Source organism: Actinomadura rudentiformis, from assembly GCF_008923185.1.
Taxonomy (GTDB): domain Bacteria; phylum Actinomycetota; class Actinomycetes; order Streptosporangiales; family Streptosporangiaceae; genus Spirillospora; species Spirillospora rudentiformis.
Genome location: NZ_WBMT01000003.1, coordinates 1 through 19,489, shown reverse-complemented (window position 1 = coordinate 19,489; position 19,489 = coordinate 1). Strand labels below are relative to the sequence as shown.

The following is a 19,489-nucleotide window of genomic DNA, read 5'->3' as shown; positions in this document are numbered from 1 at the left end:
AGAGAAAGAGTCACCGTGTCCGAGTCCACACAGCCCCACGACGAGGCCATCGAAGAGGCCCAGTCTGCAGCGGCTGCTGAGGCCGACCCGGCGGACGAGTTCGCCGCGCCGGCGGACGAGGCGACTGCCGAGCCCGCCGACGTCGAGGCCGCCGAGGCCTCCGCGGCGGACGCCGAGAGCGAGGACGCCGTGGTCGCCGACGCCGCGGCCGCCGACGAGGCCGGGGCCGACGCCCCTGTCGATGACGAGGCTCCCGCCGCGGACGAGGTCGACGCGGACGAGGTCGACGCGGGCCCGCCGGCCGACCCGTACGCGGACTTCAAGATGCAGCTGCGGCTGCAGCCGGGCGACTGGTACGTCGTGCACTCCTACGCGGGGTACGAGAACCGGGTCAAGACCAACATCGAGACCCGGACCCAGACCCTCAACATGGAGGACTACATCTTCCAGATCGAGGTCCCTCAGCACGAGGTGACCGAGATCAAGGGCGGTAAGCGGCAGAAGGTCAACGAGAAGGTCCTGCCGGGCTACATCCTGGTCCGCATGGAGCTCACCGACGAGTCGTGGGCCGCGGTCCGCAACACCCCGGGCGTCACCGGCTTCGTCGGCCTGTCCAACAAGCCGTCCCCGCTGAGCCTGGACGAGGTCGCCAACCTGCTGGCCCCCGAGCCGGAGGAGGGTGGCCCGGCCAAGACCAAGGAGCAGGCCAAGGTCGCCGCCACCGTCGACTACGAGGTCGGCGAGTCGGTCACCGTCATGGACGGCCCGTTCGCCACCCTGCCCGCCACGGTCAACGAGATCAACGCCGAGCAGCAGAAACTCAAGGTTCTGGTTTCGATCTTCGGCAGAGAGACCCCGGTGGAGCTGTCGTTCAACCAGGTCTCCAAGATCTAAGACTTGTGACGAACGCCCTCGCGTACGCGGGGGCGTTCGTCATGGCATAAACTTGCCAGTCGGCCCCGCCATCGCGGGGATCGTTCCGTGCACTTGCAGGCGGGTCAGGCGACGCCTGCGTCGGCCCCGCGAATGGCGGGGATGCGCGGCACCAGCAGGTTCCTACATCGTGATGGAGTCCCGGCCATGATGTTGCCCGCGAAGGCGGGAACCGGAACCAAAGCAAAACGGGACAAAGGGGTATGAATGCCTCCCAAGAAGAAGATCGCGGCAATCGTTAAAGTTCAGCTTCAAGCTGGACAAGCGACCCCCGCGCCGCCGGTCGGTACCGCGCTCGGTCCGCACGGCGTCAACATCATGGACTTCTGCAAGCAGTACAACGCTGCCACGGAGTCCCAGCGCGGCAACGTCATCCCCGTAGAGATCACCATCTACGAGGACCGCTCGTTCACCTTCATCACCAAGACTCCGCCGGCCGCGCAGCTCATCCTGAAGGCCGCGGGTGTGGAGAAGGGCAGCGGCGAGCCGCACAAGACCAAGGTCGGCTCGGTCACGCGCGACCAGATCCGCGAGATCGCCACCACCAAGATGCCCGACCTCAACGCCAACGACCTGGACGCCGCCGAGAAGATCGTCGCCGGCACCGCCCGTTCGATGGGCATCGAGGTCAAGTAGGTCTTCCCGCGGGGTATCCCGTGAGGACGTGGGAGGGCCGCACGCCGCGGCCCGCTCTACCACCAAGGAGCAGGACATGAAGCACAGCAAGGGTTACCGCAACGCGGCCGAGAAGATCGACCGGGACAAGCTCTACAGCCCGGCCGAGGCCGTCGCGCTGGCCAAGGAGACCTCGGTCACCAAGTTCGACGCGACCGTCGAGGTCGCCCTGCGGCTGGGCGTCGACCCCCGCAAGGCCGACCAGATGGTCCGCGGCACCGTCAACCTGCCGCACGGCACCGGTAAGACCGCCCGCGTGCTGGTCTTCGCCGGTGGCGCCAAGGCGGACGAGGCCCGTGAGGCCGGCGCCGACCTGGTCGGCTCGGACGACATGATCGAGAAGATCCAGGGCGGTTTCCTGGACTTCGACGCCGTCGTCGCCACCCCGGACCAGATGGGCAAGGTCGGCCGCCTGGGCCGCGTGCTCGGCCCGCGTGGCCTGATGCCCAACCCGAAGACCGGCACCGTCACCATGGACGTGGCCAAGGCCGTGTCCGACATCAAGGGCGGCAAGATCGAGTTCCGGGTCGACCGGCACGCGAACCTGCACTTCATCATCGGCAAGGCGTCCTTCAGCCAGCGCCAGCTGGTGGAGAACTACGCCGCCGCGGTCGACGAGATCCAGCGTCTCAAGCCGTCCGCAGCCAAGGGCCGGTACGTGAAGAAGGCCGTCATCACCACCTCGATGGGCCCGAGCGTTCCGGTGGACCCGAACGCGGTCCGCAACCTGACCGCCGAGCTCGACGAGGCCTGATCTCCAGCCTGATCACAGGTGCCCGAGAGGGGCGCTCCCAGCCGGGAGCGCCCCTCTTCGGCGTCTGCGCAAGGCTTTTGGGGGTACGCCCCGGGTCGTACCACGTCGGGCTCTATTGGTACCAGCGGGGGATGTGGCCCGAAGCACGCCGGACAAGACTGGATCTCATCGGGCAGGGCAACAAAGGAGGCTCATTCCTCATGAAGCGCCGATTCGCCGTGGTGGCCGGCGGCACCGCCGTGGGTGCCGCGCTGCTCGTCTCCGGATGCGGAGCCGAGAATGGCGCCAACACCGACAACATGAAGCTCAGTGCCGCCCAGGCGCTGACCAAGACCTCGGAGAGGACCAGCCAGGCCGACACGTTCAAGGCCGAGCTGACCGTGACCGAGAACGGTGACGGCGCCGGCAAGGTCCACGCCACCGGGCAGTTCAGCCTCAAGCCGACGCTGACGTTCAGTGCCCAGCTCGATGAGGTCAGCCGAGGCGGCCAGGCCGTGCCGGGCATCAAGGGGCAGGCCATCTTCACCGGCGACGCGCTGTACGCCAAGGTGCCGCAGCTGGCGAGGTTCGTCGCGAACGGCAAGCCCTGGGTGAAGATCGACGTCAACAAGCTGGGGCAGTCCACCGGCTTCGACGTCAAGAGCCTCATCGACCAGGTGCAGAAGGTCAGCCCGGCCGAGCAGACCAAGATGTTCACCGGCTCGAAGGACGTGCGCCGGGTCGGCCAGGAGAGCATCGACGGCGTCAAGACCACGCACTACACCGGCACGGTGACCGTGCAGGACGCGCTCAACCGGCTCGACGCCCAGACGCGCCAGAAGGTGCAGAACTGGTTCCCGAAGGGCACCCCCACCGAGAAGATCAACTTCGATCTGTGGACGGACAAGGACGGGCTGCCGCGCAAGCTGGAGTCCAAGGGCGGTACCGGCAAGGACTCGGGCACCGTGACCGTGCTCTACAGCGACTACGGCAAGAAGGTCAGCGTGAACCCGCCGCCCGCCGACCAGACCGGTGAGCTCTCCCTCAACGGGCTGCTGGGAGGCGGCACCCCCAACTAGCCCAACGAGGTCGACGACCGGGCCGACCAGGGACATGACCGGCATGAAGGGCCATGACGTACTCGTTGCGTCATCGGCCCTTCATCCGCGTTTGAACCCGATGGGGCCCGCCGGCGTCTAACATTTCGTCCGGTCGTCGCCGCCCGGACGATCTGGACGACAACGGAGGAGATCAGATGATTCGGCGCTTCGCAGCGGGCACGGCGGTGGCCACCGGCCTCGCTCTGTCGCTCACCGGCTGTCTTGGAGGTGCCAAGGACAAGGCGGGCGAAACCGGCAACCAGATCCAGCTCAGCGCCGCGCAGGTGCTCGGCAAGGCCGCGGAGAAGACCGGCCAGACCGACACCTTCAAGGCGGACGTGACCATCGACGGCACCATGTCCCAGGGCTCCATGAAGATGCACATGGTCATGCAGGCCCGCATCCGGCCGACGCTGGCCATGGCGATCAACATCGACTCGGCGAACATGGGTGGGCAGTCGATGCCCGGCGGCGGCATGGAGATGCGGCTCGTCAGCGACGCCATGTACATGAAGATCCCGGGTCTGGCGGCGCAGAACGGCGGCAAGCCGTGGAGCCGGATGCCCCTCTCCGCCCTGGGCGGGAACTACGACCAGCTCCTCCAGCAGGCGCAGCAGCAGAACCCGGCCGAGCAGACCAAGCTCCTCACCGGATCCAAGGACGTCCGCGAGGTCGGCACCGAGAACGTGGGCGGTGTCCAGACCAAGCACTACAGCGGCACGGTCTCGCTGGACGAGGCGCTCGGCAAGCTCGACCCCCAGAGCCGGCAGAAGATGGAGAAGGCCTACCAGCAGCTCGGCACCCAGAAGATCGGCTTCGATGTCTGGGTCAGCGACGACTCGCTTCCGCGCAAGATCATCAGCAAGGTGCAGACCGGCATGGGCGCCGTGAACACCACGATGCTCTTCAGCGACTACGGCAAGCCGGTCGAGGTGTCCGCGCCTCCGGCCTCGGAGACCGGCGAGTTCAAGATGCCGAACCTCGGCGGCAACTGACCATCGATCTGAGCGCCATGAGCGCCTGACCACGGGACCGCGTCCGCCACGGGCGCGGTCCCGATTTGGTGCAAGTCCGATTTGGTGCGAGCCCGATTTGGTGCAAGGCCGATCCAGCACGTACCCTGTTCTCTGCCGAAGACCGCCGGTCGTCACCTCACGGTGACCGAAGGACCCGATTCATTCGGGCGGCCCGCGTAGGTGAGACGAGAGCTTCCTGTACGACCTCCGCGTCGTGCCTGACGCCCCGTGCGCCTACGCCGGGGCGTTCGCTGTTTCTCCAAGCCTTTCGCCCCGGCGGCTTCCACCCAGGTAATCGGAAGGAGGCCCATGGCAAAGGCCGAAAAGGCTGCGGCGATCGCCGAGCTCAAGACCGAGTTCGAGAGCTCCAACGGCGCCGTGCTGACCGAGTACCGCGGGCTCACGGTGGCACAGCTCAAGGAGCTGCGCACCAACCTCGGCGAGACCGCGAAGTTCGCCGTGGTGAAGAACACGCTGACCAAGATCGCCGCTGACGGCGCCGGGCTGGACGAGCAGTTCAAGTCGCTGCTCGAGGGCCCGTCGGCCATCGCCTTCGTCAAGGGTGACGTGGTCGAGGCCGCCAAGGGACTGCGTGACTTCGCCAAGGCCAACGAGCACCTGGTGATCAAGGGTGGCTACATCGATGGCAAGTCGATGGACGCCGCCGAGGTCGCCAAGCTCGCAGACCTCGAGTCGCGCGAGGTGCTCCTCGCGAAGCTCGCGGGGGCGATGAAGGGCAACATGGCCAAGGCCGCTGCCGTCTTCGCCGCCCTGCCGACGCAGACGGCCCAGCTCGCCGAGGCGCTCCGCGCCAAGCGCGAGGCCGCCGGCGAGACAGCCGAGGCTCCGGCCGCGGCTCCCGCCGACGACGCCCCGGCCACCGAGGCCGCTGCCGACGAGGCGCCCGCCGAGTAACGGTCCGCCCGGACCAGGACCCCGCGGTCCACGTAAGACCCCACGTTTTTAAGCCATAGCGGAGGAACACATCATGGCGAAGCTCAGCCAGGACGAGCTGCTCGACGCTTTCAAGGAGATGACCCTCCTTGAGCTGTCGGAGTTCGTGAAGCAGTTCGAGGAAGTCTTCGACGTCAAGGCCGCCGCCCCGGTCGCCGTGGCCGCCGGCCCGGCCGGCCCGGCCGCCCCGGCCGAGGAGGCCGAGGTCAAGGACGAGTTCGACGTCATCCTCGAGGCCGCCGGCGACAAGAAGATCCAGGTCATCAAGGAGGTCCGTGCCCTCACGAGCCTCGGCCTCAAGGAGGCCAAGGACCTGGTCGACGGTGCGCCCAAGCCGCTGCTCGAGAAGGTCAACAAGGAAGCGGCCGACAAGGCCAAGGAGGCCCTGGAGAAGGCCGGCGCGACGGTCACCGTCAAGTAAGGCTTCTCCGAACTCCGGAGCTGTGACGGCTCCACTGCTCTCCAAGAGGCGGCCACCCCGGCGGGGTGGCCGCCTCTTCGCGTGAGGGGCCTTCATGGCGCGGGCCCTGCGCCTTGACACATTGGAAGGCTCTTCGTGCCGGAGGGGATCTGGGAGGCGTTCGGCGGGCTCGAACTTGTCCGAACGTGACAAAAACACGATCGAACCTGCTTTGGGGAGCTAGTTGTGGGCCTCAGCGCGTGCCCCGTAGCGTCACCCACTACCGAGCACGTCCATGCAGCCCGGCCACACCCGGCCGTAACCACCACAACCTCTGCTTGAAGCACCTCTTCACAGGCCAGTAGTCTCCCAAGCGACGTAAGTAACGATTGTCTTACGACGTCGCATTTTGCCCCTGATCTGGGCGGGAACCTCTTCCATTTCCAGAAAGGGCCGCTACGGTAGTGGCACCCGCCACAGCTACCGGGCGGTAGCAACGGGGCGGACACAAGATGTGACGACAACTTCACCCGTGAACTCCAGCTCGCCGCCACCCACCCCGTCCCCGCGGGCAGAGCGGCGTCACAGCCTGGGTTCGCTACTCGATCATTGGGTTCCGGATTCCCCCGGCCTGGACGAAAGGTGACGAGTGGGCGTCGAGATTCGCGTCGAAGGGCTGACGAAGGCCTTCGGCAGCCAGACCATCTGGCAGGACGTATCGCTAACGCTGCCCGCAGGAGAGATCTCTGTTCTCCTGGGGCCTTCGGGCACGGGCAAGTCCGTCTTCCTGAAGTCCCTGGTCGGGTTGCTCAAGCCCAATCGCGGTCACATCTGGGTCGGCGACCGGGACCTGCCGTACCTTCCCGAGGCCCAGCTCTACGAGACCCGCAAGCTGTTCGGCGTCCTGTTCCAGGACGGCGCCCTGTTCGGCTCGATGAACCTCTTCGACAACATCGCGTTCCCGCTCCGCGAGCACACGAAGAAGTCCGAGTCCGAGGTCAAGCGCATCGTCATGGAGAAGATGGAGCTGGTCGGCCTGATCGGCGCCGAGGGCAAGCTCCCCGGTGAGATCTCCGGCGGTATGAAGAAGCGCGCCGGCCTCGCCCGCGCCCTCGTGCTCGACCCCGAGATCCTCCTGGTCGACGAGCCGGACTCCGGCCTCGACCCGGTCCGCACGGCCTACCTCAACCAGACGATCGTCGACCTGAACGCCGAGCTGAACGCGACGTTCCTCATCGTCACCCACGACATCAACACCGCCCGGACCGTTCCGGACAACATCGGCCTGCTGTTCCGCCGCGAGCTGGTGATGTTCGGCCCGCGCGAGATGTTGTTGTCGAGCGAGGAGCCGGTCGTCCGGCAGTTCCTCAACGCCCGCCGGGTCGGCCCCATCGGCATGTCCGAGGAGAAGGACGTCTCCGAGCTGGAGGCCGAGGCCAAGATGGGCCTGGACGTGGGCAAGCTGCCCCCGATCCCGCCCCAGCAGATGCCCAGCAGCGGCCGCATCCGCCCGGCGCAGCACGCGCCCGGCGCCTGGTGCGCCGCGCACGGCGTCACGCCGCCTCCCGGCTCGTTCATCGACGACATGGGCCGTAACTGGGTCGAGGAGTGGCCGCGGTACGTCGCGGCCATGAGCCCGGTCGCCGGCCAGCAGCCCCCGGGAGCAAGGTACTGATGTCAACTCCTGGTATCGGCGCGAACCAGCGAGGGGGCAAGAAGGGCGACGGCTCTTCCGGCACGCTCCAGAAGGTCGGGGACGGCGCCGCGAACATCGCGATCAAGGAACCCGGACGCTTCTTCGCGTTGTGCCTGGACACCTTCCGCGCGATGTTCGTCTGGCCGTTCCAGTGGCGCGAGTTCGTCCAGCAGGCCTGGTTCATCGTCAGCGTGACCGTGGTGCCGACGATGCTGGTCGCCATCCCGTTCGGCGGCATCCTGTCGCTGCAGGTGGGCGGCCTCATCCGGCAGCTCGGCGCGCAGTCGTTCACCGGTGCGACCGCGGTGGTCGCGATCGTCCGCGAGGCCAGCCCGCTGGTGACCTCGCTGCTGGTCGCGGGTGCCGCGGGTTCGGCGATGTGCGCGGACATCGGCTCGCGCAAGATCCGTGAGGAGATCGACGCCATGGAGGTGCTGGGGATCAACCCCCTGCACCGCCTCGTCGTGCCCCGCATGCTGGCCTGCGCGTTCGTCGCGCTGTTCCTGAACGGCCTGGTGTCGGTGGTCGGCCTCATCGGCGGCTACGTCTTCAACGTCATGTTGCAGGACGGCACCCCCGGCGCGTACCTGGCGTCGTTCAACGCGATCGCGCAGCTACCCGACCTGTTGCAGGCCGAGTTCAAGGCGTTCGTCTTCGGTATCACGGCGGGACTGGTCGCGGCCTATAAGGGCTTGAACGCGAAGGGCGGCCCGAAGGGCGTGGGCGACGCGGTCAACCAGACCGTCGTCATCACGTTCATGCTGCTCTTCCTGGAGAACTTCCTGATCTCCACCCTGTACTTCCAGTTCATTCCCCAGAAGGGCATGTGATGGCTGCCCCTGGCAAGACGGGGAAGGCCGCCACCAAGGCGCTCAACGCCCCCCTCGACCGCATGGAGGACCTCGGTCGCCAGCTGTCGTTCTACGCGCGGGCGTTCGCCTGGTTCTTCCGGGTGCTGCGCCGCTACCGCACCGAGGTGCTGCGGCTGCTCGCCGAGGTGAGCCTCGGGACGGGCGGCCTGGCGGTCATCGGCGGCTCCGTGGTGATCGTCGGCTTCATGACGTTCTTCACCGGCAGCCAGGTCGGCCTCCAGGGCTACAACTCCCTGAACCAGATCGGCACGGCCGCGTTCACCGGCTTCGTGGCGTCGTACTTCAACACGCGTGAGATCGCTCCGCTGGTGTCGGCGCTGGCGCTGTCGGCGACGGTCGGCTGCGGCTTCACCGCCCAGCTCGGCGCGATGCGGATCTCCGACGAGATCGACGCGCTGGAGGTCATGGCGGTCCCGTCGATGCCGTTCCTGGTGACGACCCGCCTGATCGCCGGGATGCTCGCGGTGGTCCCGCTCTACATCGTGGGCCTGCTGGCCTCGTACGGCGCCACCCGGGTGGTCGTCACGCTGTTCTACGGGCAGTCGACCGGCACCTATGACCACTATTTCAATCTGTTCCTACCGCCCTATGACATCTTGTGGTCATTCGGCAAAGTGATCGTCTTTGCGATGCTCGTGATGCTCATCCACTGCTACTACGGCTACAACGCCAGCGGCGGCCCGGCGGGCGTCGGCGTCGCGGTGGGCCGCGCGGTGCGCACCAGCATCGTCGTCATCAACGTGGCCGACCTGCTGCTCGGCATGGCGATCTGGGGAGCCACCACGACCGTCCGGATTGCGGGGTGACGGCTCGATGACGCAAGTTGCTTCCGGGAAGGCGAGCGCGAACGGCATGTCCCAGCGTGTGCGCTACCAGTTGCTGGGCCTGTCGATGGTCATCTTCGTCGCGCTGCTGCTGGTGCTGACCGTCGCCCTGTTCAACAAGGCGCTCACGCCGGTGGTGAAGGTGAAGGTCGACGCCGAGCGCGCCGGACTCCAGCTGCTGCCGCGTTCGGACGTGAAGGTCCGCGGCCTGATCGTGGGAGAGGTCCGGGGGACGCACGCGACCGCCGACGGCGCCGTGCTGGACCTGGCGCTCGATCCCGACAAGGCCAAGCTGATCCCGAACAACGTCCAGGCCCGGCTGATCCCCAAGACGCTGTTCGGTGAGAAGTACGTCGACCTGACGATCCCGGCCCAGCCGGGCCCGCTCGGGCTGCGCAAGGGCCAGACGATCCAGCAGGACCGGTCCCAGACCGCGGTCGAGATCGACAAGGTGCTCAACAACCTGCTGCCGCTGCTGCAGGCGGTGCGGCCGGAGAAGCTGAACGCCACCCTGAACGCGCTCTCCACCGCGCTCCAGGGCCGTGGCGACCAGCTCGGACGCAACCTGGAGCAGGTCGACTCGCTGCTGAAGAAGCTCAATCCCGAGCTGCCGACGCTGGTGTACGACCTGAACGCGCTGTCGGACACCGCCGACATCTACAGCGACGCCGCGCCGGACCTGCTGCAGACGTTGCGCAACCTCAACGTCACCAACAAGACGATCGCCGACAAGCGCGCCACGATCGAGCAGATCATCCCCATGGTCACCGGCACGGCCGAGAAGGGCGACCGGTTCATGCAGGTCAACGGTCCCAAGATCATCGGGGTCAACGTCGCCAACCGGGCCGGGCTCGCGCTGTTCGCCCGCTACTCGCCGTCCTTCCCCTGCACGATCGCGGGCATGAACAAGCTGGCGCCCGAGACCGAGCGGACCGCCGGCGCGGGCGGTTCGACGACGTTCAACCTGACGGTCGAGATCGTCAAGCCGCGGCCGGCGTACAAGAACCCGCTGGACCTGCCCGACCCCCGGGACCACCGCGGGCCGCGCTGCTACAACATGCCCAACCCCAAGATCCCCTTCCCCGACTACCTCGCGCTGGACGGCACCGAGGACGACCTGTGGTGGAAGAACCCCGATCCGCCCAACGCCCCGGCCAACGCCGGCACCCGCGGCCGGGCGACCTCGGGCGTCTTCGTGGACCCGGGCTCCATGAGTGAGAAGGAAAAGATCAAGAATGTCCTCGGGCCGATGACGCGGACCCCGGCGGACGAGGTGCCGGACGTGGCGGAGTTGCTGTTCGGCCCGCTCCTGCAGGGATCGGTGGTGACGGTCAAGTGAACGAGCAGCGAGCCGACGAGCGCGCTCGGACCGTCGAGGCGCACCTTGTCGCAGGTTGTGCGCGAGGAGGTGAGCGCGACCATGGGTAAGACCACGAGCGCCGCGATCAAACTGGGCATCTTCGTCGTCCTGACCTCGCTGGTCACCGGCGTGCTGGCGATGACCATCTCGAACGTGCGGTTCGCCGACACCCGCAGCTACAAGGCCATCTTCACCGACGTGGCCGGGCTGCTGGAGAAGGACGACGTCCGGGTGGCCGGCGTCCGGGTCGGCCAGGTCGAGAAGATCAAGCTGCACCAGGGAAACAAGGCCGAGGTCACCTTCAGCGTCAACAAGTCCGGCGTGTTCGAGGCGGGCATCCCCACGTCCACCCTGGTGCAGGTGCGCTACCGCAACCTGATGGGCCAGCGGTACGTGGCGCTGACCGAGGGCCCGGGCGCGGCCAACGACTACCTGCGTCCCGGTGGCACGATCCCGATCACGCAGACCAAGGCGGCGCTGGACCTGACCGTCCTGTTCAACGGGTTCAAGCCGCTGTTCAAGGCCCTGGAGCCCGACGACGTCAACAAGCTGGCGTTCCAGATCGTCCAGACCCTGCAGGGCGAGGCCGGCACGGTCAACAGCCTGCTGTCGCACGTGGCGTCGCTGACCAACACGCTCGCCAACCGCGACCGGGTCATCGGCCAGGTGATCGACAACCTCAACAGCGTGCTGGGCACCGTCGACCAGCGGCACGAGGAGGTCAACCGGCTGATCGGCGACCTGCGCGGCTTCGTCAGCGGGGTGGCCGACGACCGCAAGGCGATCTTCGACTCGGTCGAGGCGCTCAACGACCTGTCCGGCACCACCTCCGGCCTGCTCTCCGAGGCGCGGCCCGGCATCCAGAACGACATCGCCGGCCTGCGGACGCTGGCTGCGACGTTGAACCGCCACGACGACAAGCTCGACCTGTTGTTGAAGCGGACCCCGCAGCGCCTGGAGGGGCTGGTCAACATCTCCTCGTACGGCGGCTGGTTCAACATGTACATCTGCGGCTTCGACGCCAAGGTGCGGTTGCCGGGCGGCCCGATCTACCAGACACCGGCGATCGTGAACGACAACGCGAGGTGCAAGTAGATGAGGATCCCCTTCCGGGAACGCAACCCGGTCCCCATCGGGCTTGGCGCCTTCGCCGTCATCATCGTCCTGCTCGTGCTGGCGATGAACCTCGGCAGCATCCCGTTCATCAACGGCACGCGGACCCACACCGCCGCGTTCGCCGAGGCCGCCGGGCTCAAGCCGGACGAGGAGGTCCGGATCGCCGGCGTCAAGGTCGGCAAGGTCACCGGCACCGACCTCGACGGCGACCACGTCAAGGTCACCTTCCAGGTGGACAACGACGTGAAGCTGGGCGACCTCACCCGCGCCGAGATCAAGATCAAGACCGTGCTGGGCGCGCACTACCTGTCGCTCGACCCGCGCGGCGGCGGCCGGTTGTCGAAGCAGATCCCGCTCGACCGGACGGCCACCCCCTTCGAGGTGGTCCCGGCGATCAGCCAGCTGAGCCAGCGGCTCCAGAAGATCGACTACCAGCAGGTCGCGAAGTCCTTCGACGTCCTGTCCGACACGTTCGAGAACTCGCCGGACGAGATCCGGGCCTCGCTCAAGGGGCTGCGGAGGCTGTCGAGCACCATCGCCTCCCGCGACGAGGAGCTGCACGAGCTGGCCGGCCGGGCCAGGAGCGTGTCGCAGCTGCTGGCCGACCGCAACCAGGACTTCTCCAAGCTGATCGAGGACGGCGACAAGATCCTTCAGGCCGTGCAGGCCCGGCGGGCCGTCATCCACCAGCTGCTGATCAACACGGTGACGCTCTCCCAGCAGATCAACGCGCTGATCAGGGAGAACCAGACCCAGCTAAAGCCGATGTTGCAGAACCTCTCCGGCGTGACCAAGGTGCTGCTGAAGAACCAGCAGAACCTGGACCGCACGATCGAGCTGTTCGCGCCGTTCGCGCGGCAGTTCTCCGACGTCACCGGCAACGGCCGCTGGTTCGACGCCTGGATCCAGAACCTGATCCCCATCCCCGCCCACATCGAGAACCCGCCGAGCCAGGGCGGCGGCCACGGAACCCGTGCCCCGAACCAGAACGGCGGTCAGAACGGGACGCGGGGCGGCCAGAACGGCGGTCAGAACGGCAACGACAAGGGCAACCCGCTGCCCTTCCTCCCGTAAGCGAGCAGGTAGGTATCCGTGCGCAATTCAGGAACCATCCTCCGGCTCGGCGGCGCCATCCTCGCCGTCGCGGTGCTGGCGGCCGCGCTCGTGCTCGCCCTGCGGGAGCCCAAGCAGCGGTACATGACGGCCTACTTCGCCAAGACCGTCGGCCTCTACAAGGGCGCCGACGTGCGCATCCTCGGCATCAAGGTCGGCCGGGTCGAGAGCGTGAGCCCGGTCGGCGACTCGGTGAAGGTCGAGCTGAAGTACGACGCCAAGTACAAGGTGCCCGTCGACGCCCAAGCCGTGATCGTCAACCAGACCCTGGTCGCCGACCGCTACATCCAGCTGACCCCCGTCTACAAGGGCGGTCCGGTCATGCCCGACAAGTCGACGCTGACCATCAACCGCACCGCGGTGCCGGTCGAGGTCGACGAGATCGGCTCCAGCCTGAACGACCTCAACAAGGCACTCGGGCCCGACGGCGCCAACAAGCCCGGCCCGTCCGGCCAGCAGGGCTCCCTGTCCCGGCTGCTGCAGGTCGGCGCCGACACCCTCGAGGGCCAGGGCACCGACATCCGTCAGACGATCAGCGACACCTCCAAGGCGCTCAGCACGCTCAGCGCCGACCGTGAGGACGTCGCCAAGACGATCGAGAACCTGCGGGTCATCACCGGCGCGATGCGGGCCAATGACGCGCAGATCCGGCAGTTCACCGGCCACCTCAACGGGGTGTCCGGGCAGCTGGCGGGGGAGAAGGAGGAGCTCAGCGCCGCGCTGAACACCCTCGGCCCGACACTGCGCAACGTCCAGCGCTTCATCAAGGACAACCGCGGCGAGCTGTCGAAGAACGTGCGCCAGCTCGCCCAGATCACCGGCACGCTGGTGAAGCAGAAGGACGCCCTCGCCGAGTTCATGACGGCCGCGCCGCTGGCGATCAACAACACGGCGCGCGCGTACGACCCGATCAGCGGCACCGTCCACCAGCGCGCGGACCTGCGGCAGTTCCACGACCTGGCCGACTGGATCTGCTCGCTCGCGTACTCGGTCGGGACCCCGGCCAAGCAGTGCCTGGACTTCGTCCGCCCGTACAACGGCATCGGCAAGGCGCTGACCGGGCTGAGCCTGGACCTGTCCTGGATCACCGCACTCACCACGCACTACGACCCGGTGCCGATCCCGCCGGACGCGTACCCGCCGGGCGAGGGACCGGGCACCAGGGGCTCCGGCGCCAAGGGCACCAAGACCAAGAACCAGCAGACCAAGACCGGCGGGCAGCAGGCGGGTGGCCGGCAGGCGGGTGGCCAGAACGATCACCAGCCCCGGGACATCAACGGTCTGCTGCCGGGAGGTGGCGAATGAGGCGGCCGTACATCAGGCTCGCCGCGGCGGCCCTCGCCGGAGTGACGGCCCTGTCGGGCTGCTCGTTCCGCGGCGTGGACTCGATTCCGCTGCCCGGCGGGCCCGACGTGGGCGACGATCCGCTCACGGTCAAGATCGAGTTCCAGAACGTGCTGGACCTGGTGCCGCAGTCGGTGGTCAAGGTCAACGACGTCTCGGTGGGCAAGGTCGAGAAGATCGACCTCGCGGGCCGGGACGGCAACGCGGCCCTCGGCGTGCCGGGCGGCCAGAGCGGCTGGCGCGCGGTCGTCACCGTCAAGATCCGCCGGGACACCAGGCTGCCCGACAACTCCGTGGCGACGATCGGCCAGACCAGCCTCCTGGGCGAGAAGTTCGTGGCGCTCTCCTCGCCGCCGCGGCCCGAGGCCCCGACCGGCCAGCTGGGTAACAACGACCTGATCCCGCTGGCCCGGACGACCCGCAGCACCGAGATCGAAGAGGTGCTCTCGGCCATGTCGCTGCTGCTCAACGGCGGCGGGCTGGAGCAGGTCTCGACGATCACTCACGAGCTCAGGGCCGCCATGGGCGGGCGCGAGGCGACGATCAAGTCGGTGCTGCACCGGGTCGACACGTTCGTGGGCACCCTCGACCGCAACCGGAGTTCGATCGTCCGTGCGATCGACAGCATCGACCGCCTGACCGGCAAGCTGTCGGCCGAGCGCGCGACGATCGCCGACACCATCGACAAGGCCGGGCCCGCGGTCGACATCCTCAACCGCAACCGCGCCGACCTCACCAAGATGCTGGTGTCCCTGGACAAGCTGAGCCGCCGGACCACCGGCGTGATCAAGGCATCCCAGGAGGACCTGCTGGCCAACCTGCGGGACGTCGACAAGGTCCTGCGCAACCTCAACAAGGCCGGCGACACGCTGCCCAAGACGCTGGAGGCCATGATCGCCTTCCCGTTCGCGCCCACGTTCAACAACGTGGTCAAGGGCGACTTCGGCAACGTGCGGCTCACGCTCGACCTGGACATGGAGAGCCTCGCCCGCAACCTGCTCGGCGGCACCGATCTCGAAGGCCTGCTCAACAGCGGCCAGGGTATGCGCAGTCTCCTGAAGGTCCCGAACATGGCCCTCCCGCAGCGGCCGCTGGGCGTCCTGCCGAACATGCCCGGCGACACCCCCGGCGGCGGTCTCCCCGGGCTTCCGGCGCCGAACGGCGGGCAGAACGGCGGCCAGACGGGCGGCAACACTGGCGGCAAGCCCCGTTCGATGGGCCAGTCCGATCTGGAGGCGTTGATGACGGGGGGCCTCTCGTGATCCTCAAACGAGGCGTCAAGATCCAGCTGGTCGTCTTCGCGATCGTCACGATCCTCGGCGTCAGCATCGTCGCGGTGAACTACCTCAAGATCGGCGCCGGCCTGCTGGGCCGCCAGTACACCGCGTACGTCGATCTGACCGACTCCGGCGGCGTCTTCACCAACGCCGAGGTCACCTACCGCGGTGTGGCCGTCGGCCGCGTCGGCCCGATCCAGCTCACCCAGGACGGCATCAAGGTCAAGCTCCAGCTCGACCGTGGCAAGCGCATCCCGCGCGAGGGCACCGCGGCCGTCGTGGCCAACCGCTCGGCGGTCGGCGAGCAGTACATCGACCTCCAGCCGAGCAAGAACACCGGGCCCTACCTCGACGAGGGCGACCCGTACACCATCCCGCGGCAGCTCACCCGGCTGCCGGTCTCGACCTCGGAGCTGCTGCGGAACGTCGACCGGCTGGTGACCTCGGTCAACCCGAAGGACCTCGGCACCATCGTGGACGAGCTGGACAAGGCGTTCGCCGGTTCCGGCACGGACCTGCAGAAGATCCTCGACGACACCGACCGGCTGCTGAAGACCGCCGAGGCGGCCTATCCCGACACCAAGCAGCTGCTGGACAACAGCAGGGTCGTGCTCGACACCCAGCGCTCTCAGGGCGCCGACATCAAGGGCTTCGCGCGCAACCTGAACGAGCTGACCACGCAGATCCGCCGGGACGACCCCGCGCTGCGGGCCACCATCGACGCCACCCCCGGCGCGGTCGACCAGGTGGACAAGACGATCACCGACCTGTCCCCGACGCTGCCGGTGCTGCTGGCCAACCTGACCACGACGGGCCAGGTCATCACCTCCCGCCAGGCCGGACTGCGCTCGCTGTTCATCCTCTATCCGGTGGCGGTCGCCGGTAACTTCACCGTGATGCCCGGCGACGGCACCCAGCACCTGGGGCTGGCGTTCAACATCGACTCGCCGCCGCCGTGCACCAGGGGCTACGAGAAGACCCAGCGCCGCTGGCCGCAGGACACCAGGCCCAAGAAGCCGCGCCTGGACGTGGGCTGCAAGTTGCCGAACAGCTCGCCCACCGACGTCCGCGGCTCCCGCAACGTGCCCAAGTCCGCGCTCACCAAGCCCCCGGCGCTCCCGCCGGGCGCCACCGACGGCGCAGGCTTCCCCGAGGGCGGCGCGACCGGTACCAAGGCCAAGGCCGGCCAGCAGCGCGCCTCGGTGAACGGCCAGGCCACAGGCCAGGACGCGAGCCAGATCTTCATTCCCTTGCCGTCGAACTCAGTCGAATTGGCCGGGTACGATCCAGCGACCGGCGCGGTCTATGGGCCGGACGGCAAGCGTTATGCCCTGCCCACGACCGCGGGATCCCGTCAGCTGGGGGAGGAGGCCTCGTGGAAGTGGCTCCTGCTCGGGCCGTTGGCACAGTGAGGATGACGTGAACAAGACCTCCAGGCTCACGACCCTGGTCCTCGGCGTGCTCGTGATCGGGCTCGCCGTGGCCGTCGCCTGGGTGGGCGTCATCGTCTGGCAGAAGAAGAGCGACGCCGACCAGCGCGCCAAGGCCGTCCAGGCCGCCCGCCAGACGGGCGTCAACCTGATGACCGTCGACCACGCCAGCGCCCAGAAGGACCTCGACCGGATACTCGCCGGCACGACCGGCGACCTGAAGAACCAGCTCGCGACGCAGTCCAAGGTCTTCATCGACTCCGTGACGAAGGCCCAGACCAAGTCCACCGTCAGCCAGGTGGACGCGGCCGTGGTCTCCATCGACGGCGACTCCGCCGAGGTCATGGTCTCTCTGAACGGCATGGTCACCAACCCCAAGGTCCCCGGCGGCGTGACCAGGCCCTACCGGTACCTGATGGATCTGACCAAGTCCGGTGACCGCTGGCTGGTGTCGAAGTTGGAGATGGTCCCGTAATGGCCAAGAACGCCCCCGCGACCCCGGCGGAGAGGGCCCGGGAGGCGGAACGCCGGGCACGCCTGGCCGAAGAGGCCGCCGAGCGGGCCCGCGAAGCCGCCAGGCTCGCCCAGGAAGCCGCCGCAGCCGCGGCCGCCGCCGAAGCCGCCGAGGCGGAAGCCGAGGCCGCAATGGCCGAAGCCGAAGCAGAGACCGCCGAAGCCGAAGCCGCCGCCGCCAAGGCCGAACTGACCGACCCCGACGTCGACGAGCCGGAATCCGACTCCACAGACAAGCCAGGCGCCGAAACCGAGGCCGCCACGGGCAAGTCCGGCAGTGTGATTGAGGCCGCCGCCAAGGCCGCCGATGCCGATGCCGCTGGTGTGGCTAAGGCCGACGTGGGCGAGCCCGCCAACACGGCCGCGGCCGACGACGGATCCAAGCCCGACGTCAAGAGAAGCGCCGCGGCCAACGGCCGTCAGGCAGGCAAGGCTGGTGGTGCGTCCAAGACCGACCCCGCAGACAAGGCGGGTGACACGGCAGATCCCTCTGGCGCGGCCAAGGTCGGCGTGGGCGATCCCGCCGACGCAGATGACGACGGCGGCGTGGACGAGGACGGGGACGCGGGCAAAGTCAGCGCCGCGTCAAAGGCAGATGCCGCAACGAAGGCCGCCGATGTAGACGAGGCTGATGGCGTCGGCAAGGCCAGCGGGGATGCTCCGGCTGTGGCCAAGGCTGGCCGTAAGCCCACGACCGAGGATGACGCTGCGGCCAAGGCAGACGTGGATGAGGCCGTCGACACCGAGCAAGCTGGCGCGGCGGATGATGCCGATGAGGCCTCCGACGCCGACGAGGCAGGTGACTCTGCCGGGGCCGGCGAGGATGCTCCGGCTGTGGCCAAGACTGGCCGCAAGTCCAGGTTCGGCCGTAAGGGCAGGGGGCGTAGCGGCGCCGATGGCGCTGAGACGGCTTCTGAGGCGGTCGAGGCCGAGGCGAAGAGTACGAGCGCGGATGCCGCGGAGGGCGCCGAGGATGGCGCTGACGCCGATTCAGAAGGGGAAACCGGGGCAGAGTCGGTCGTTCTGAAGAAGTCCGGCGCGTCCAAGACTTCTGGGGGTGACACCGACAAGTCCCGGAGGCGTGGTTCCGGAGTGTCGGTGCTGACCGTCGTGCTGGCCGTGCTGGCTGTGGCGTTGTCCGCCGGTGTGGTGGCGCTGGGGATGAACGTCCGGGAGCGGAGCGCGACCGAGCAGGCCACCCGCCAGGCGACGTTCGCGGCCTCGCGGGCGGCGCAGGACCTGTCCTCGTTCGACTACAGGACGCTTGAGGACGACTTCAAGAGCGCCTCGGCCCAGACCACGGGCAAGCTCCGTACCGACTACGACAAGCTCGCTCAGACGCTGCGCTCGACCGCGGTCAGCCAGCAGGCCGTGGCCACCACGACGGTCCTCAAGGTGGGGGCGGTCAGCGCCTCGCCGAAGAAGGTCGTCGTGCTGGTCTACGCCAACCGCTCCACGGCGAGGAACACCGACAAGGAGAAGCGGCTCCCCGAGTCGCTGCGCATGAAGATGACCATGCTCAAGGTCGGCGACAAGTGGCTCGCCTCCGAACTGACGGTGATCTCGTAACGCTCGCCGATCCAAGCCGAGCGATCACCCCGCGAGGGGTGGTCGCTCGCCTGTTTCCAGGGGCTTCTACAGGGCCTACTGGTGAGTAGGGGCAGGAACCTTAAACTATGGCCTTCCTCACTGCAGGTCAGAGCCCGAAAAGTCCATGTCCGCTCTTGACTCTTGGGCCTTCAGGGGCGATGCTCCAAGGCAACTGTGATGCATACTGCGGCGGTAGAGTTGCGAGCGGTGTGGTGGTCGGCTACACTGCCCCTTTGCGCTGCCCTTTGACTATCCTCGTGTGAGAGCAACCCTGCCTGGGCCCGTTTTGGGGTCTTCTGAGCCAGTCTCGCACCTGGATCGTCTGGCGTGCGTGTCGTCAGTTACGCCGCGAGCCCTCGGAAGGACCACTCTTGGCAGCCTCGCGCAACGCCTCGAATACCGCAACCGGTCCGAACCGCGTCTCCTTCGCGCGCATCAAGGAGCCGCTCGAAGTCCCGGACCTCCTTGCTCTGCAGACCAACTCGTTTGATTGGCTGCTGGGTAATGAGAGGTGGAAGGCCCGGGTCGAGGCGGCCCAGAAGG

18 protein-coding genes are annotated in these 19,489 nt (G+C 67.8%); all 18 read left to right on the top strand.

Annotated elements, in window-relative coordinates; all coding sequences use genetic code 11:
• Window positions 1–15: 15 nt before the first annotated feature.
• The 18 genes from nusG (at window position 16) to F8566_RS06495 (ending at window position 18,925) form a co-directional block, all read left to right on the top strand.
• Window positions 16–894, top strand: a complete 879-nt coding sequence (nusG, locus tag F8566_RS06580; RefSeq protein ID WP_225992922.1) for a transcription termination/antitermination protein NusG — start codon at window positions 16–18, stop codon at window positions 892–894.
• A gap of 246 nt (window positions 895–1,140) precedes the next feature.
• A complete protein-coding gene (gene rplK / locus F8566_RS06575; protein WP_151559060.1) occupies window positions 1,141–1,569 on the top strand; it encodes a 50S ribosomal protein L11 in 429 nt (142 codons plus the stop codon).
• Between the two features lie 76 nt (window positions 1,570–1,645).
• A complete protein-coding gene (gene rplA, locus F8566_RS06570) occupies window positions 1,646–2,362 on the top strand; it encodes a 50S ribosomal protein L1 (RefSeq protein ID WP_151559059.1) in 717 nt (238 codons plus the stop codon).
• Between the two features lie 200 nt (window positions 2,363–2,562).
• On the top strand, window positions 2,563–3,420 hold the full coding sequence (locus F8566_RS06565) for an LppX_LprAFG lipoprotein (protein ID WP_151559058.1): 858 nt from the start codon (window positions 2,563–2,565) through the stop codon (window positions 3,418–3,420).
• A gap of 176 nt (window positions 3,421–3,596) precedes the next feature.
• On the top strand, window positions 3,597–4,436 hold the full coding sequence (locus F8566_RS06560; protein WP_151559057.1) for a DUF6612 family protein: 840 nt from the start codon (window positions 3,597–3,599) through the stop codon (window positions 4,434–4,436).
• A 330-nt stretch (window positions 4,437–4,766) separates the two neighbouring features.
• Window positions 4,767–5,372: a 50S ribosomal protein L10 gene (gene rplJ / locus F8566_RS06555; protein WP_151559056.1), complete on the top strand. Its 606-nt coding sequence runs from the start codon at window positions 4,767–4,769 to the stop codon at window positions 5,370–5,372.
• Between the two features lie 73 nt (window positions 5,373–5,445).
• Window positions 5,446–5,832: a 50S ribosomal protein L7/L12 gene (gene rplL / locus F8566_RS06550; RefSeq protein ID WP_151559055.1), complete on the top strand. Its 387-nt coding sequence runs from the start codon at window positions 5,446–5,448 to the stop codon at window positions 5,830–5,832.
• Between the two features lie 628 nt (window positions 5,833–6,460).
• Window positions 6,461–7,486, top strand: coding sequence for an ABC transporter ATP-binding protein (locus F8566_RS06545; RefSeq protein ID WP_151559054.1), 1,026 nt, complete (start codon window positions 6,461–6,463; stop codon window positions 7,484–7,486).
• Window positions 7,486–8,337 carry an MlaE family ABC transporter permease gene (locus tag F8566_RS06540; RefSeq protein ID WP_192809552.1) on the top strand — a complete coding sequence of 284 codons (852 nt, stop codon included), beginning with the start codon at window positions 7,486–7,488 and terminating at the stop codon, window positions 8,335–8,337. Before F8566_RS06545 ends, F8566_RS06540 begins: the two co-directional genes overlap by 1 nt.
• A complete protein-coding gene (locus F8566_RS06535) occupies window positions 8,337–9,185 on the top strand; it encodes an MlaE family ABC transporter permease (protein WP_151559053.1) in 849 nt (282 codons plus the stop codon). The genes F8566_RS06540 and F8566_RS06535 overlap by 1 nt, the downstream gene beginning before the upstream one ends.
• Window positions 9,186–9,192: 7 nt before the next feature.
• Complete coding sequence (locus F8566_RS06530; RefSeq protein WP_151559052.1) at window positions 9,193–10,542, top strand: MCE family protein; 1,350 nt, start codon at window positions 9,193–9,195, stop codon at window positions 10,540–10,542.
• An 81-nt stretch (window positions 10,543–10,623) separates the two neighbouring features.
• Window positions 10,624–11,658: an MCE family protein gene (locus F8566_RS06525; RefSeq protein ID WP_151559051.1), complete on the top strand. Its 1,035-nt coding sequence runs from the start codon at window positions 10,624–10,626 to the stop codon at window positions 11,656–11,658.
• Window positions 11,659–12,753, top strand: coding sequence for an MCE family protein (locus tag F8566_RS06520; protein WP_151559050.1), 1,095 nt, complete (start codon window positions 11,659–11,661; stop codon window positions 12,751–12,753).
• 18 nt (window positions 12,754–12,771) lie between these two features.
• Window positions 12,772–14,097 (top strand): MCE family protein, encoded by a 1,326-nt coding sequence (locus F8566_RS06515; protein ID WP_192809551.1) that lies wholly within the window; start codon window positions 12,772–12,774, stop codon window positions 14,095–14,097.
• Window positions 14,094–15,398: an MCE family protein gene (locus F8566_RS06510; protein WP_151559049.1), complete on the top strand. Its 1,305-nt coding sequence runs from the start codon at window positions 14,094–14,096 to the stop codon at window positions 15,396–15,398. Before F8566_RS06515 ends, F8566_RS06510 begins: the two co-directional genes overlap by 4 nt.
• Entirely contained in the window at window positions 15,395–16,825 is a 1,431-nt protein-coding gene (locus F8566_RS06505; protein WP_151559048.1) for an MCE family protein, read from the top strand. The genes F8566_RS06510 and F8566_RS06505 overlap by 4 nt, the downstream gene beginning before the upstream one ends.
• A gap of 7 nt (window positions 16,826–16,832) precedes the next feature.
• Window positions 16,833–17,318 (top strand): hypothetical protein, encoded by a 486-nt coding sequence (locus tag F8566_RS06500; RefSeq protein WP_225992921.1) that lies wholly within the window; start codon window positions 16,833–16,835, stop codon window positions 17,316–17,318.
• Window positions 17,318–18,925, top strand: coding sequence for a hypothetical protein (locus F8566_RS06495; RefSeq protein WP_151559047.1), 1,608 nt, complete (start codon window positions 17,318–17,320; stop codon window positions 18,923–18,925). Before F8566_RS06500 ends, F8566_RS06495 begins: the two co-directional genes overlap by 1 nt.
• Window positions 18,926–19,489 lie beyond the last annotated feature (564 nt).